This is a genomic window from Microseira sp. BLCC-F43 (assembly GCF_041929235.1).
Classification (GTDB): Bacteria; Cyanobacteriota; Cyanobacteriia; order Cyanobacteriales; family Aerosakkonemataceae; genus Microseira.
This window is the reverse complement of record NZ_JBHFNP010000212.1, coordinates 1-14,239: the sequence shown is the minus strand read 5'-3', so window position 1 is coordinate 14,239 and position 14,239 is coordinate 1. Positions and strand designations below refer to the sequence as shown.

The 14,239-nt window shown below is 45.5% G+C and carries 16 protein-coding genes and 1 pseudogene; 6 read left to right on the top strand and 11 right to left on the bottom strand.

The window, feature by feature from the left end:
- Positions 1-621 precede the first annotated feature (621 nt).
- The 4 genes from ACE1CM_RS28960 to ACE1CM_RS28945 all read left to right on the top strand — a co-directional run bounded on the left by ACE1CM_RS28960 (position 622) and on the right by ACE1CM_RS28945 (position 3,704).
- A complete protein-coding gene (locus ACE1CM_RS28960; RefSeq protein ID WP_374882317.1) occupies positions 622-870 on the top strand; it encodes a hypothetical protein in 249 nt (82 codons plus the stop codon).
- Positions 867-1,025, top strand: a complete 159-nt coding sequence (locus ACE1CM_RS28955) for a hypothetical protein (RefSeq protein WP_374882316.1) — start codon at positions 867-869, stop codon at positions 1,023-1,025. Before ACE1CM_RS28960 ends, ACE1CM_RS28955 begins: the two co-directional genes overlap by 4 nt.
- Positions 1,026-1,321: 296 nt before the next feature.
- A complete protein-coding gene (locus tag ACE1CM_RS28950) occupies positions 1,322-2,689 on the top strand; it encodes a hypothetical protein (RefSeq protein WP_374882315.1) in 1,368 nt (455 codons plus the stop codon).
- 385 nt (positions 2,690-3,074) lie between these two features.
- Entirely contained in the window at positions 3,075-3,704 is a 630-nt protein-coding gene (locus ACE1CM_RS28945) for a precorrin-8X methylmutase (protein WP_374882314.1), read from the top strand.
- Between the two features lie 35 nt (positions 3,705-3,739).
- Here the strand turns inward: ACE1CM_RS28945 and ACE1CM_RS28940 are convergent, their stop codons facing one another.
- The 4 genes from ACE1CM_RS28940 to ACE1CM_RS28925 form a co-directional block, all read right to left on the bottom strand.
- Positions 3,740-4,474 carry a phosphate ABC transporter permease gene (locus ACE1CM_RS28940; RefSeq protein ID WP_374882313.1) on the bottom strand — a complete coding sequence of 245 codons (735 nt, stop codon included), beginning with the start codon at positions 4,472-4,474 and terminating at the stop codon, positions 3,740-3,742.
- A gap of 82 nt (positions 4,475-4,556) precedes the next feature.
- Positions 4,557-5,384 (bottom strand): 4-hydroxy-tetrahydrodipicolinate reductase, encoded by an 828-nt coding sequence (dapB, locus tag ACE1CM_RS28935; RefSeq protein ID WP_374882312.1) that lies wholly within the window; start codon positions 5,382-5,384, stop codon positions 4,557-4,559.
- 132 nt (positions 5,385-5,516) lie between these two features.
- On the bottom strand, positions 5,517-5,792 hold the full coding sequence (locus tag ACE1CM_RS28930; RefSeq protein ID WP_374882311.1) for a hypothetical protein: 276 nt from the start codon (positions 5,790-5,792) through the stop codon (positions 5,517-5,519).
- 130 nt (positions 5,793-5,922) lie between these two features.
- Complete coding sequence (locus ACE1CM_RS28925; RefSeq protein ID WP_374882310.1) at positions 5,923-7,164, bottom strand: FAD/NAD(P)-binding protein; 1,242 nt, start codon at positions 7,162-7,164, stop codon at positions 5,923-5,925.
- A 192-nt stretch (positions 7,165-7,356) separates the two neighbouring features.
- Here ACE1CM_RS28925 and ACE1CM_RS28920 point away from each other — a divergent pair, with 192 nt between their 5' ends.
- Together ACE1CM_RS28920 and ACE1CM_RS28915 are read left to right on the top strand one after the other, a co-directional pair.
- A complete protein-coding gene (locus tag ACE1CM_RS28920) occupies positions 7,357-7,626 on the top strand; it encodes a hypothetical protein (protein WP_374882309.1) in 270 nt (89 codons plus the stop codon).
- Between the two features lie 129 nt (positions 7,627-7,755).
- Complete coding sequence (locus ACE1CM_RS28915; RefSeq protein WP_374882308.1) at positions 7,756-8,322, top strand: Crp/Fnr family transcriptional regulator; 567 nt, start codon at positions 7,756-7,758, stop codon at positions 8,320-8,322.
- Between the two features lie 364 nt (positions 8,323-8,686).
- Here ACE1CM_RS28915 and ACE1CM_RS28910 read toward each other — a convergent pair whose 3' ends face one another.
- The 7 genes and pseudogenes from ACE1CM_RS28910 to ACE1CM_RS28880 form a co-directional block, all read right to left on the bottom strand.
- Positions 8,687-9,589 (bottom strand): hypothetical protein, encoded by a 903-nt coding sequence (locus ACE1CM_RS28910; protein WP_374882307.1) that lies wholly within the window; start codon positions 9,587-9,589, stop codon positions 8,687-8,689.
- A gap of 499 nt (positions 9,590-10,088) precedes the next feature.
- Positions 10,089-10,745, bottom strand: a complete 657-nt coding sequence (locus tag ACE1CM_RS28905; RefSeq protein ID WP_374882306.1) for a hypothetical protein — start codon at positions 10,743-10,745, stop codon at positions 10,089-10,091.
- Between the two features lie 16 nt (positions 10,746-10,761).
- Positions 10,762-11,892 carry a type IV secretory system conjugative DNA transfer family protein gene (locus ACE1CM_RS28900; protein WP_374882305.1) on the bottom strand — a complete coding sequence of 377 codons (1,131 nt, stop codon included), beginning with the start codon at positions 11,890-11,892 and terminating at the stop codon, positions 10,762-10,764.
- Positions 11,893-12,123: 231 nt separating this feature from the next.
- A complete protein-coding gene (locus ACE1CM_RS28895; RefSeq protein ID WP_374882304.1) occupies positions 12,124-12,618 on the bottom strand; it encodes a DUF427 domain-containing protein in 495 nt (164 codons plus the stop codon).
- A gap of 33 nt (positions 12,619-12,651) precedes the next feature.
- On the bottom strand, positions 12,652-12,867 hold the full coding sequence (locus tag ACE1CM_RS28890) for a hypothetical protein (protein ID WP_374882303.1): 216 nt from the start codon (positions 12,865-12,867) through the stop codon (positions 12,652-12,654).
- An 87-nt stretch (positions 12,868-12,954) separates the two neighbouring features.
- Positions 12,955-13,206, bottom strand: a complete 252-nt coding sequence (locus tag ACE1CM_RS28885) for a hypothetical protein (RefSeq protein ID WP_374882302.1) — start codon at positions 13,204-13,206, stop codon at positions 12,955-12,957.
- A 20-nt stretch (positions 13,207-13,226) separates the two neighbouring features.
- Positions 13,227-14,239: pseudogene (locus ACE1CM_RS28880) on the bottom strand (hypothetical protein); the annotation flags it as partial.

Sequence of the window (14,239 nt, the reverse complement as noted above, 5' to 3'; positions counted from 1 at the left end):
AAGTAGGCTGAGTCATTCACCCTTAGAGCAGTTCTGCATGAAGCCAGAAACGGTTAGCCAGATAGCTATTAATGAGCGAAAAGCTAACTCTAATTCCTGGCCTGATTCCTCGTCTCTTTAGAGCGAGGAGCGGCTCAATTTCATCCTCAAACACAACGCGCCATCACCAATTGTCCTTTCTGCTACTTCTGTAGAAACACCAGTAAAACGCCAGCGCGATTTTGAAGCATGCGTGAAAGAGTGGAATCAACAATACAGGGATGATTTCAAACAGAAAAACCCAGACAAGCAAGAAAGCAGGGGAGCAGAGGAGCAGAGGAGCAGGGGAGCAGGGGAGCAGGGGAGAGAGAAGAAAAATTGGCGTGCTAACTTGCCAGAAATGCTGAAGCGGTTAGCTGATATTCTTGATATTCCTGAAATAGTCGAATTAATCCAAAATTCGATCCCCCCCTGCCCCCCCTTAACAAGGGGGGAATTGAATATCCAAAAACTCATCCTGATTCCTCACCGCGACTTGCACCGCTTCCCCCTCCATGCGCTATTTCCCGATAATTTCACCATCACTTATCTACGCTGCGCCCAAATTGGCATCACCTTGAGATTACAGGAGACGGGGCTTGCATGCCCATCCCACAAGAAACTAGAGAAATCCCATCTCTCCTCAGCGTCGAACATCCCACAAGTAAGGGATTTTCTCAACTAGAATTTGCCCAAATTGAATCAGAGTTAATTTGCCAATTATTCCCCAACCCCAACCGCATTTCCTCAGAACATGCCACAAAAGCCGCCGTCGAAACCGCTTTATCCCAAAAACGCAGTATCAAATTAATATTCCGGCAGATGTCCCTCGGTTATATGATATTGCTATGAGTTATCCACCCCTAGCAAGTATCTACAAGCAAATTCAGGCACCCTCAGATGAAATCGATGAGGTTCGTTCCAAAGGTGTTGATTGTGTACCCCAGCCGCAACCAGAACCTCGAAATACGGAAATTGAAAATATTTCAGCTGAAATTGTGCCATAATTAGTCAAGTTTGAGCAAAAAGTTGACAGAAATAAACTGGTAGAAGTTGCCAAAAAAATTCTGACTAAAGCCACCAACTCTGTCGCAGCGGCGAAAGATGTTTTGAGAGATATCCTTTCATAAGGTTCCACTTGTTCCACTCGTTACCAGGTTCAACCCTTGTCGCTACCCACATCTAGTCAACTGTCGGTAAGCCACACAACCCGCCGGGGAATAAATTCCAAGGGCTTTTAATCCCTGGCGGGCTAACGCCTCGAATCTGTTTTAACTAAAATGCAATGCCTCGGCAATAAAATATGACGAACCCCACTGACTTAATCTACCCAACTATCGATCTGTTTCTCTACGACCTCAAAGTAGGTTTAGGAGACGAAGAGCCAAAAATAGACGAAAATAGAAGACAATTTAGTCAAAAAATATATGGCGATCAATTAACCAACAACCATCTCGAACAATTCAAGCAAGCTGAAATCGAGAGTAGCGATTATATTGATTTATTAGGTTCGCCTAACTACAAGAAGTTTGAACCGCCCCTAGATGGCTATTTTTATCCCGTTCAATTAGGAGATATGTACGGCTTGCAGGTAAACTGCACGGCTAACTTTATCCAAGATTATAAATTTTCACCACAACCGATTGCTAATCTATCCAAAATTAAGCCAGAAATTAAAACTAAAATAGATGCTGACAATCTGAAACCAAAATTAGGTCAAAATTGGCTAATTTGGGGACAACTCGCCGCCGATAATCAAGATATTCTGGCAACTGCTAAAGAATGCTATGCCGGGTTAAATTTACCTGCGATGCCAAACTGGGATGAAAATAAACTGGAAATTAATCAAGGTAAGTTTTTAGACGGAATTGTGTTTAATTTGAGGTATTTTCCGCCCCAATGCCAGCAAATCGATGATGGATACCACGTTCTAATTATTCTGTTTCCCTACAATCTCAAAATCGATGCAAGTCGAGACAATGTTTCTCAGCTTTATCCCCAATTAATTCGACTGTTTGCCTATCGTCACAAAATCCTTTGGGCTTACGCTCAAAGTCGCAGTTTGAAAAGCAATCTAAAGCAAGTCGCCCAGTCTGTTCAAACAACTATACTCGATTTGAATCAAACTGTTGCTAGTGGAAAATTAAATATTAATAAATTGCCAAAAAACCTGGAAAAACCGCCCAATATTATGCTAAAATACACTAATAACCTCAATAGCTTAGATGACCAAGGACGGACAATTAAAGTCAACGTCGGGAATTATCATAAACGTATGGAAAAAATCAAAAAATTAGATAGCAATAGCGACAGGGAATTTTGGCAAGAATTTGGCGAATTTACAAAGGAAAAATTCTTAGAACAAATCGAGTCAGATTATGTCAATCTTAGCCCCGGATTGAGATTAATGGAAAATACGATCCAGACGATTCAAGGGGTGATTGATATTGAGAAAACGAAAAGCGAACGCATCCTCAACCAAACCGTTGGTATTGTAGGCGTCGGACTCGCCACCAGTCAAATCGCAAGAGCGGTAATTCTTACCCAAGATAAACCCAATCCTGAAGTTGCGTTGAATTACCGCATCGAAGTGTTTGGTTTGAGTTTGGGTATCGGCTTCCTGGCGGCGATGGTAGCGTTTATTATCCTGCGGTTTTGGCGTCGCGGGTGATATTTTGGGCACAGGGGTTGTATAAAACAGGACTTACGCACTTCGGAACCTATCACCAAAGTTTCTTGCTGCGAACGCGAGTGCGGAAGGGAGGCATATCTCTAGTTCTAAATCGACGATTTTTCCCAGAAACCCGGTTTCTTTGCCTAAGTCCTGATAAAATCTCTCAGAACTTACGCACTTCGGCACCTAGAAACCGGGTTTCGAGCGTAGGGACAAGGCGGGCGAAATATTTTGAACAAATGAAAATTTTATGCGCTGTGCCCCTACTAGAAACCCGGTTTCTTTGCGTCAGTCCCCATCTCTGAAAGACGCGCAGCGAAGTAGCGCTATGTCATAGGTTATGGTAACTTTAACAGCGCTCAAACAATCCCTTGCATGAATTATGGAATGGCACGTCACCGATGCTCTAAGTTTAGCTACCATCGATCGCGAAATCGGCGAACATATGTTTTCGCCTGCGGAATACGAGATTGTGCGTCGGGCGATTTATGCCACGGCTGATTTTGAATATAAATCCTTAATTCGCTTTTCAGAGCGAGCTTTACAATCTGGGGCGGCGGCGTTGGCGGCGCGGACTACGATTGTGGTGGATGTGCCGATGGTGCAAGTTGGCATTACCCCTTATATCCAAAACACCTTTGCCAATCCAGTTTATTGCAGCATGGATGCCCTGACGCGCCCCCAAAAAGAAAAAACCCGCGTCGCCTGGGGAATCGAAACTTTAGCCAGACGCTATCCAGAGGGCATTTTTGTGGTCGGTTGCGCTCAGACGGCTTTGATTTCTCTGGTAGAGTTAATTGAGGCGGAAGAAATTCGACCCGCCCTCGTAATTGGCACGCCTGCTGGGTTTGTCGATGTAGACGTAGCGAAGGAACGCTTGCAAGATTCGATGATTCCTCACATTCGCACTGAAGGGCGCAAAGGTAGTGCGGTGGTGGCGTCGGCTATTGTTAATGGATTGGTCGATTTAGCTTGGCAAGCTTACGGGCAAGAAATTGTGGTTGGGGGGTAAAAGTGCAGGTGGGCGGGGGGGCAGGTGCGGAATTTTTACCAGTCTTCTTGTGTGGTGCGGGGTCTGCGCCTTGGTGCAGCGTCTTCTTGGGAGTATCGCTTGCCCCGACGGGGTTCGCTTTCTCTCTCAGGTGCTGGTTGTAACTCACGACTGATATCGGCAAATTCATCCCGTCTTAGATAAGGATAGTCGCTTACCCACAGGTCGAGATCGGGAATGAAAATATCCGAAACTTTGCTAATCCGGCTCAGATCGGGTCGATTTGACATTACCATCATCTCGGCAATTTGTCCTCGCCTGATGCCCTTATATTCCCGGCGCAGGGGGACTTGCAACCCAGTCGAGAAGCCGGTTTCATCCCCAACTTCTAAGTTAAGCTGTTTCTGGCGGTCTTCCACCACCATTAACTCGCCCCGCTTGTTTGTGGTTAGCTGTTTTCCCACTACTTCGTCGCTAACGTATGCATCCAACACTTCACCCCGCCAGAAACCGCTGTATTTGTAGCGACGACATTCGGCATTTTTCAGACTCGACCAGAAAATAGGCCCCCACAACACATACAAACCTGCGATAATTCCGAGTACCGAAATTAGCCCATCAAAGTCGGGCAAGGCAAAGTGTAATAAATACAGCAGTAGGGGGATTCCCGCAGAAATTAAGAGCCGCAATATCACATCGCGGGGCTTTCCCCAGGAGTATTTGTACTGGCTACCCGTGGCGATGAGAGGAATGAGTTGTTCAAATTTTTCGCGGGTTAATGGTATCAGCATAGAGAATGGCTAATGGCTAATGGCTAATGGCTAATGGATAATCGGTTTTACGATTGCCAATTACCCATTACCTATTACCAACTTAGAGTATTTTTTCTAATCCATATACTAGGGATTGTATTTGCAGGACTTTGCGGATGGATAGTAAAACTCCTGGCATGTAGCAGGAGCGATCGCTTGTATCGTGTCGCAGGGTGTACACTTGACCGGGTGCGCCAAATATCACTTCCTGATGGGCGATTAAACCCGGTAAGCGGATGCTGTGGATGCGAATTCCCTCTAAGGCGACACTACCTCTGGCACCGGCTAATTTTTCTTCTTCGTTGACGCTAGGCGGGTTGAACTGTTTGCCCATTTCCGCTAACATCTGGGCAGTTTGAATTGCTGTGCCGCTGGGGGCGTCGGCTTTTTGGTTGTGGTGCAGTTCGATAATTTCCACGTGGTCGAAGTAGCGCGAGGCGGAAATCGCCGCTTGCTGAAGCAAAACCATGCCGATCGAGAAATTGGGGATAATTAAACAGCCGACGCTGGCTTTATCGGCAAATGCGGCTAAATCTTGCAGTTGTTCCGGACTCATCCCCGTGGTACCGACGACTGGGCGCACGCCGTAGGCGATCGCCGACCGCACCGAATCATAAACTGTTTTAGGATGGGTAAAATCTACCAGTACTCCGGGCGTTCTTTCCTGCGCCGCCATCGCCAGCATCGGTTCAAATTCGTTAGTAATGGGAATTTCCAGCGCCCCGCATCCCGCCACTTCTCCGGCGTCTTTGCCAATATATTCCGGATTTCGGTCGATTGCGCCCAGCAGCGTCATGTCGGATGCCGAAGCAACTGCTTTTACCACTTCGCGCCCCATTTTGCCACCAGCACCGTTGACTACAACCGGAATCGGATATTGATTTGCCATAATTGAAACTACTCTTGGAGCCAACAGGAGAATTTTGACATAGTACCCCTTCGGAGTGACAAATAGCAAAGAAACCGGGTTTGTTTTGCTCAACACCTAACAAACCCGGTTTCTCTGAGCCAAGATATCAAATCAATTAGCTTCAGGGTTATCGCCGTTATTATCTTCAGGTTGAAACGGTTCTTTCCCAATGCCGAGTTGTTTTTTGCTGCGTTTAAGTTGTTTCCAGAGTCCTTTAATTTGTTTGTAAGCATCCTCTGGAGAAAGCTTGCCGCCAGTTTCCAAAGCACAGATAAAGTTCACCCGCTGAGCGAATTCTTGCAAATTGGCGTTAAACACCATATTTTCTGGCTTGACTCGTCCATAGTAGCGGCTGCGGGGATATAAAAAGTCGGAGCGGTCGTTCATTGCTCCCCCTCCAGGGTGGTTACTAAAAAAATAAACCATATCTTCTGTTGTAAAACCTCTGACTTGCGGTTGATATCCGTTTTTGTGCTGGTTATTACATTTACATGATATACTTAGCCTTCTGAGAACATCACGCACTTTTAAGTTTTACTAACGAAATACTTGATTTTACCATAGCTGGGACGATTCTCTCGCTAGCCATTCTCGCCCCATAAAGGTTCCTTGCTACCGGCCCCAGCTGTAAAGCTGCTAACCCCCCCATCAGAAATAACTCGCAACCAGGAACTCGCAGGTACTCGTTTAAAACTGGCAATCCTTTGACTATAGGAATCTTATAGGTATCGAGAATATTTGTCAATAATGCTTCGGTTGTGGCGTCGAGTTTTGTGCCAGTTGCCAGCCAGATCCGGTCGAACTCATATTCTTGCCCATCGTCGCAGCGAATCTGCCACTTGTCCCCCAGCCACCGGGCGGCAACAATCTGGCATTGTTCGTAGATTTTTAGCTTACTAGCGCGCGCTTGCCGCCGCAATAATGTCATCATCGCTGGAGTCATCGATCCGCCGTTTCGCGCTTGTAGAATCATCTCTGCGCGGGTTTCCCAGTCAGTCTCTGCCCAAAATCCCTTCAGATATTTTGGCCCTAACCAACCGGGGTCGGCATCGAATAATTTTTCTTGTATTTCACGCCTTGTTATTAAAGTTACTTCTGCACTCCGTGAAATTGCGCCCACGGCTAAATGTCCGCTAGTCAACCCGCCGCCGATAATTAATACTCGTTCTCGCTTTAAATCCAAGGTGCGTAAATCGACTTGCTGGGAATGGCAGAGGCGATCGCTTGGATACCCCGATGGTATTTTACTCACCCAGTCAGGTAAATTGAGCGTACTGCTACCTTTTGCCAGCACCACCCGCCGCGCTTTGATTGACTGTCCGCTTTCCAACCACAGCCGAAAGCAAGGATGTAGCCGATTTAACGGCGGTTCGATGGCTGTGACTTTGGCTTTGACGACTCGATCTTGCAAGTCCCAGCGGCGAATCGCATCCAAGCAGAAATCGTTAAATAACTGGGTTCCCGGCAAGTCATAGGGAGGGAATAACTCCTGGGGACGGTTTTCGGCAAAGCGACGCAACTCGTAGGGGTTGGGATCTACATGATGGACAGCAGGCGATCGCAAATGGGGAATCTCCAACGCCGCAAATTGATGCCGCCACTGACTCATCCAACTGCCACTCGGATCGAACACCAGAAACCTTCCCCGCATCGACTGCCGTTTTTGCAGCAAGTGCGTCGCTAACGTACTGGCGTGGGGACCCGCACCCACTATGGCAATGTCGATTTGTTCCGGTAGGGACGCTGGCGTTACTCTCATATGGCTCGTTAACAAATTTTCACCTATATAATGATAATCATTATCATAAAACGCCCCAACCTGGGGAGAAACCGGGTTTCTGCGTAGAGGTTTCTTTTGTTGCCCAACCCGCGAACCGAGTTAATTGAAATTTATTTTCAATTATAGTTATACTTAATCTAGGGGGTTCCGACCCGAATCTGAGTGGAAAAATTGTCAATTAGGAATGCGATCGCCATGTCTTCACACACCGAACCGCCAGTTATTGCCCGGTTATTATCGAAAAATATTTTCAATAAATTTAGATCCCAGCCAGGGATAGAAAGCGATCCAGGGATTTATAGCAGCGCCAAGCTAGCTGGGTTGGAGAAGAATCAAATACTCCAGTCGCCAGGAGCGATCGCTCCCTCTTACCCAGATGAAGACCCGGAATTGACGCCAGGGAAGTGGTGGGCGCGACGACGCCAAACCGATTTATGCTAGTAACGCCAGTTGCTAGTTATCTTTTTACAACTGTTAACAGCTAATGGCTAATCGCTAATGGCTAATAGTAGAACCGAAAAATATTCCCATGAGCAATTAGCAATTAGCGATTAGCGATGCGAGCAACCGATGATAGTTATAAATAGCAACTTGTCTGCCTTTCCCCTAGAACTAGAACAGCGTAATTTTAAATACCGGGAAGATCTGCCGCTAAGAGCCAATGTCTTGTGGAGAATAGAGCAAGGTGCAGTGCGAACCTTGACCTGGAATCATGAAGGAACGTTGATCGTTACAGGTTTTTGGGGTGCAGGAGATTTAGTCGGACAACCTCTGTCAAGCATTAAACCTTATCGGATTGAGTGCTTGACAAAAGTAGAAGCGAGCATTCTGCCTTTTGATCGGTGGTATCCAGCATTTGATGCAGTGCTGTCCCACATTCAACAAGCTGAAGAATTCCTGAGTATTATTCAGTCGCAACAAGTGCGCGATCGCCTGCTGCGACTGTTGGTTTGGTTATCCCAGAAATTTGGTTGCGAAACCGAACGAGGACGACAGATCGAGTTACGGTTAACCCATCAAGAGCTGGCTGAGGTAATTAATACTACACGGGTAACCGTAACCAGACTGATCAATGAGTTGGAACGGGAACAAGCGATCGCTCGCCACCAACGTTACTTAATTTTATTGGACAATTAATAACGCAAGTTGCTAGTTATCTCGAACCTGGAGCTAATGGCTAATGGCTAATGGCTAGTGTGAGGAAAAATGCTGTATTAGCAATTAGCAATTAGCAATTAGCAACGCCCAAGTTTATAACTAGCAACTTGAGTTAATTGCTACCAACCCCAAGTTCCCGGTTCACCTTTAAATGGCCCAACAATATCGCTGGTAATCCAACCGCCATAAAAACCACCCGGTTGCGGTTGCACTTTTTCTCCATTTGTGTTATTGGGTTCTATCGTATCTAAGGGACTCGCTTGGTATTGGCTTTCTTGTGCGATCGCCTCTGGAAATCAGAAAGCGAGGGGAGAGGAGAGCGATCGCCCAGTGCATAAAATCTTTATTTACCACAATCAAGACCATATTCAACATCGGACACCTTATCTATCAACCACTGACCTTGGCTTTGAGCGAAAATAAGTTCCATGATTTGGCTTTCACAAGTAGTCTTGTTATTTTTCCACACATATTTTAACCAAACTCTAACCTTCGAGTTAGTAGAAGACTGTGTTAAAGTTTGAACTGAATAAACATCTACTTTCTGAAATTGCTTGAAAAACTCTTCAGTCTTATTACCTTGATCCTTTTGCTTCCAATAACTTTGAAAAGCATCACTTCGGAATGGGAGGTCAGCTTCGGGATTGGATGTAGCCGATTGATAATATCTTTTAACAACTTCTTTAGGAGTCAATTGAGGTTGCTGGTTCTTCTGGGTTGTAGAATTATTGCTGAATTGACTAAATTGAGCAGTAAACCGGGCGCTCATACCGGGCGATAAAGCGGCGGCTATTGCAACTAATATTGCAACACCACATCCCCATCCACTTAAAGAAGAACTACCTTGTGTGCGAGACGAGCTACTAGGATTTGTAAAGCTTGAACTCGGGGGCGTAGTATTTCTTGAACTAGAAGAGGGATTAGAAATTGTAGGACGCGGATTTACTGTTGGGGGTGGAGGATTTCTGGGAGGAGTATTAGAGGTTGTATTTCTAAAGATAAGTTGCTCGCCACCAGCAGTCGTATTTGTTGAATTAAAAGAGGTATTAGAAGTTGTACGATGCGGATTTACTGTTGGGGGTGGGGGATTTCTGGGAGGAGTATTAGAGGTTGTATTTGAAGGGTTTAGCCCTGTTGTTCGGTTCGTTTGAAGGCGTGTTGGCGGAGCAGGGCGAGCTATGGCGGGAACAGCATTCGTGCTTTGACAAAAACAGCGCCTCTTTTCGTCCCATTCAGTTATTGTCATAACTTTTCCACAGGCGAGACACTTCATTCCCCGCTCACCTACTCGGAAGGTGTATTGAGTGTATACTGACCTAAGTCCTGGTTCAAACGTTTCCATATCGGCTGTCTATCTTATCTTTTGAATATAAAAATAATTACAAATAGCACCAATAAAACTATGGCTGAAATTGCTATAATCTTCCATTTAGTAGTTCTAGCGTCTCGCCATTTTAGTTTTCGTCTTGGTCGCTCCCTAACCAAAGGTGGATCTCGCCATTATAGGCGGGTTATAGGTCTAGTTAAGCGTGAGACATTGGGATTTTCAGCTATTGCCAAGACAATATTAATATGTCCACTAAAGCATTTTCTCTTTTCCTCCCAAGCCTGATTTGTCATAACTCTTCCGCAGGTAAGGCACTTCATTCCTCGCTCATCTGCAACAAACTTATGTCCGCTCCAACAACACGCTACACCCGCCTCGAAATTTTCCATTTCTGTTGCAATAGTATTTAGCAAAAAAATTATCTTGTCATTTTTCGAGTGGATTTTCTAATTTGACGAGATGACTGATGTTGAGTTTGTATGGGTTGCGGTGAATTCGCATCCACAGTTGCCTCTCGCCAGTTCAATTTTTGTTTGGTTGACTCAGGTGGGGATTGTCTGTTGTCTTCTGCATCTCGCCAAGTAAGAGTGCTAGTGCTAGATTGATGTTGGTTTACTAGACGCTCAAATATCTGGGCTTCATAAGGACTAACTTCTACACCTTGATTGTTTCCACCATACCCTACATTACCATAGGCTTGACGCGCTCTATAGTCCGCTAGTTTTTTCACTTGTTGAGGTGTTAGCTGATTTTGAGATCCCGATGTTAAATTGAGTTCTTGCTTTTCAGCATCTGTTAGATTCAAAGAACCTCTTTGATTTTGTCTTTCGATTCCCTCAAGAAAAGCATTTCCATTCATGGTATGCTTTTTCTTGTTATCAACATCAGGTAGTCTACCTTGACAATACCACCGTCCATTACTTTGCCAATAATGTTCGTGATAAACAACACTTTTATCTTCAAGACTATTTCGATCGCCCGAACACAAAATTTCCCAGTTTCCGTTTCTGTATCGAAATTTGTACCAAAGACCACTAGAATTATCCATTTGTCTTGCTTGGCTCCATCCTGACATAAACATACCTCCTTATTTATTCTTCAACGTCACGCCAGTTTAGGGTTGTTCTGTTTCTTGGCTGTTGGTTTGTCGCTTCCTGTTCTTGACTATCGCGCCAATTCAATTGGGGACGATTTGACCCAGCGATGCTTCTTTGTTGTGTAGATTCACGCCAGTTTAATCTAACTCTCGGTGTCGGTCGCCATTCACCCCTTGGCTGTAAGGTTCTTTCATAATCCACTAAAAAAGGTTTGCGACAAGCCGTTCTGGAATGCACTACCGCTACATATTGATTGCCCACAGGATACTGAATTTCTCTGCTATCAAGTACAGGAGCAGATTCGCGCCAATTTTCATATCTTTCTCGCTCAAAACGAGTCCGTAACCAAGGATTCTCATCATGAGGATTCGGTTCGTGATATCGGCGTCTTCTCAAGTTTTGGTTGCGATTTCCTAAACGATTACTCAGCCAATCAGCCGCACCGGCACCCACACCCCGACAGAGAACAACTGTATCGAAATTTTCCATCACCTGCTCTCGATATTCTGGGGTAATTTGCTCCAAACTTTGAGCAGCAATAACAATACTTCCTCTCGCTGAACGCGCCACACTGGTAAACTCAGCAACATCTATTTGTTGCTGAATTCTGGGAAACTCATCAATCCAAAATACAATTCCTTGACCCTCCTGATTTTGAGTCCATCGCTCGTAAAAAATCGTCATTAAAATATCAATCAAAGCAGATGATATTTTTTTAGAAACATCCCGTCCTGCTAACTCAGCGCCAATGACTAATAAAGTAGGGCGACGCTGAATATCGCGCAGTAAAATATCGCTGTGTCCAGTGACTTGTTCAAAGTTAGGCCAGCTAAAAAAGTTGATCGCATCTTGAATTGCCCAAGTAAAAGCATTCGCCCCATCTTCACTCTCTTGAATTAATCTTAATTGAGATTGAATGGTGGCTTGTAATCTCCTATCCTGACATACCCGTAAAAGTTGGGTTAGGGTTTCAACAGGATTCTCCGCAATTCGGTAAATATGCGTAAGGTTCGCAGCATTTCCAAAAATCTGTTTGACCAGGATTATCCACTGCGCCATCCAACTAATCTCCCTCATGGCATAGCGCTGGCTTTCTCCTAAGTTATCAGTATTGCCATCTTCCACCTGTACTGAAGCAGTATATTAAAACGTTAGAATCTAACCACTTAAGTAGACTAAAGAAATCTTTTGAGTCCACTTAAGTGGACTTTAGCTATTAGCCCTGCACTTGAGTGCAGGGCGGGTTTTAAACGTAGCGTGAGATGTGGGTAACGAAAAGATCTAAAGACACGGGGTTTTCGCGGACTGATCTATAAGCGGACTTGATACGATCGGTTTCTCCTTTTCCTCTACAAACTACCAACCCCAAGTTCCCGGTTCACCTTTAAATGGCCCGACAATATCGCTAGTAATCCAACCACCATAAAAACCACCCGGTTGCGGCTGCACTTTTTCCCCATCAACATAGCAAGCATCCATCGGCGCAGCGTAAAAAGCCAGATAATCTTGAATCGACGCAAAAGCCGGGGTAGGTTCGGGATAAAACCAAGCAACATTGGGTGCTTGCTTGTCGCCAACAGTCAGGGTGTAGTAACCCGCAAGTCCTTTCCATTCACAAAAACTAGAGCGATTTTCTGGCACTAAATATTCCATCTTGATATCGGCGGGAGGGATGTAATAAACAGGTGGATGGCTGGTTTCTAGAACCCGCTTAGCATTGTGGGTATCGGCAATAGTAACGCCGTTAAAGATAATCTGGATGTGTTTGGTTGTATCTTCCAGACGTGGGGGACGGGGATAATCCCAGACTGATTCTTGACCTGGTTTTGGTGAGATGCGTTGGGGAGGCATAGCAGTTTTAGATTTGAGATTTTGGATTTAGTATTACATATAAAAAGGTACTCCAACACCGGGATATAGAAGATTTGAGTAAGTCGCTACATGAATGTTCAATTCTAAGTTACCAGATAAGACAAGTTGAGATTTGTCCTCAGAACGTAAATATTTTTCCAGCCAAGCATCTTGCCATTGCCTTCCCTCTGGGGAGTTTAAGCTGATATCATTGAATCGAATCAAATCTCCGTAGAGTTCGATTGCCATAGGTTGACCTGTTGCTGCGTCTGGAGGAGCTGGAATCGATGTGTGCCATATGAAATACTTGTGTAACGCGCCCAAAGATATTTCGTTTCAAAAAGTTGAACTAAATTGGGATTCGCGAGCAATCTGAAAAACTGCTCCAACTAGCGGTACAACGGGAAATGCTCGCACGCGGTGCAGCAGTTCTAAAGGTTCATCGCCAAGGTACTCGGAATTAGTCAACTCATCGACGTTCAACTGCCGACCTAGAAATCGTTGCATTGCTCCTAACGGTAGATTCCCTTCATCAGGAAGGCAATCGGGCAATTCGTTTGCGTCTAAGGGAGGTTTTGGAAATGACATCTTAACATTAACCTTACTTGTCAAATAAGCTCTGAAGATTTGCCTATAAAAGCCGCTATTTCTGCAACTAACCATTCTTTTTCTGACTGGGTTAACCAGGAACCGAAGCGATGGTTACGCACGCCTTCTACTAGGGTACAAATCGTTACAGGTTTGTCGTTGACCTCGCGATCGCTGCTAGCAAGTTGCACTCCCTCGATATCCTCTGTGCGTCCTTGAACTTGATGACGGAAGCCAAATAAATGCCACTGTAAGCGAAAATATTGCCGGTCAATTTCCAAGCGCGTGCGTCCCGCTACACTAAATAGAAGTGCTGAGATTAATCCCAATCCGGCAATCCAAAAGGGGATGGAAAATAAGGGGAAAAATAGCTGAGCGCCAACTAAAATAGCTCCCGCAGTCCAGAAGAATAAAAAACCGCTCCAGATCAAAGCAAAGCCTAACCAGAACAAATTGTCAAATCGAAACCCGACTGGCGGAATATCTACTAATAATCGCCCAAAAGTCTTTTTCAGCATAATGCGACTACCAGCAGGTTGACGCCGATGATGCACTAACGTTGGTAAATCGCCCTGTAACGCTGCTAACGCCGCTTTGGCGGAGGGAAATCTATCTTCTGGTGCGGGTTCGAGCATTGTTTCTAACCAGTCGGTAAATTCGGCGCTGGTATGTACTTGGGAGCGAAAGTCAATTTTTAGACGATGCTGGGGGAAATCTGCGGGGGACTTGTGGGTTAGTAAAAATAGCAAAGTTGCTCCCAGTCCGTACAAATCCGTTGCTGGATAAGCTTGCCCGCGAAACTGTTCCGGAGCCATGTAGCCATAAGTACCAACAACGGTGCTACCTGCGGAGAAAGTAGTGCGATAAGTGTCTTGCACCGCACCGAAGTCAACCAGGAAAAGATCCCCCCAACCCCCCTTGTCAAGGGGGGCTTCTCCATCCCCCCAACCCCCCTTGTCAAGGGGGGCTTCTCCATCCCCCCAACCCCCCGTGTCAAGGGGGGCGGCTCCCTGCCCCCAACCCCCCGGGGCCA

Excerpts from the sequence above, each read along its gene's own strand:
- ACE1CM_RS28960 (WP_374882317.1), top strand. The coding sequence starts at position 622 with ATGCCCATCCCACAAGAAACTAGAGAAATCCCATCTCTCCTCAGCGTC.
- ACE1CM_RS28885 (WP_374882302.1), bottom strand. The coding sequence starts at position 13,206 with ATGTCATTTCCAAAACCTCCCTTAGACGCAAACGAATTGCCCGATTGC.
- ACE1CM_RS28940 (WP_374882313.1), bottom strand. The coding sequence starts at position 4,474 with ATGCTGATACCATTAACCCGCGAAAAATTTGAACAACTCATTCCTCTC.
- ACE1CM_RS28910 (WP_374882307.1), bottom strand. The coding sequence starts at position 9,589 with ATGACAATAACTGAATGGGACGAAAAGAGGCGCTGTTTTTGTCAAAGC.
- ACE1CM_RS28930 (WP_374882311.1), bottom strand. The coding sequence starts at position 5,792 with ATGAACGACCGCTCCGACTTTTTATATCCCCGCAGCCGCTACTATGGA.
- ACE1CM_RS28890 (WP_374882303.1), bottom strand. The coding sequence starts at position 12,867 with ATGGCAATCGAACTCTACGGAGATTTGATTCGATTCAATGATATCAGC.
- ACE1CM_RS28955 (WP_374882316.1), top strand. The coding sequence starts at position 867 with ATGAGTTATCCACCCCTAGCAAGTATCTACAAGCAAATTCAGGCACCC.
- ACE1CM_RS28950 (WP_374882315.1), top strand. The coding sequence starts at position 1,322 with ATGACGAACCCCACTGACTTAATCTACCCAACTATCGATCTGTTTCTC.
- ACE1CM_RS28905 (WP_374882306.1), bottom strand. The coding sequence starts at position 10,745 with ATGTCAGGATGGAGCCAAGCAAGACAAATGGATAATTCTAGTGGTCTT.
- ACE1CM_RS28925 (WP_374882310.1), bottom strand. The coding sequence starts at position 7,164 with ATGAGAGTAACGCCAGCGTCCCTACCGGAACAAATCGACATTGCCATA.
- ACE1CM_RS28945 (WP_374882314.1), top strand. The coding sequence starts at position 3,075 with ATGGAATGGCACGTCACCGATGCTCTAAGTTTAGCTACCATCGATCGC.
- ACE1CM_RS28895 (WP_374882304.1), bottom strand. The coding sequence starts at position 12,618 with ATGCCTCCCCAACGCATCTCACCAAAACCAGGTCAAGAATCAGTCTGG.
- dapB (WP_374882312.1), bottom strand. The coding sequence starts at position 5,384 with ATGGCAAATCAATATCCGATTCCGGTTGTAGTCAACGGTGCTGGTGGC.
- ACE1CM_RS28915 (WP_374882308.1), top strand. The coding sequence starts at position 7,756 with ATGATAGTTATAAATAGCAACTTGTCTGCCTTTCCCCTAGAACTAGAA.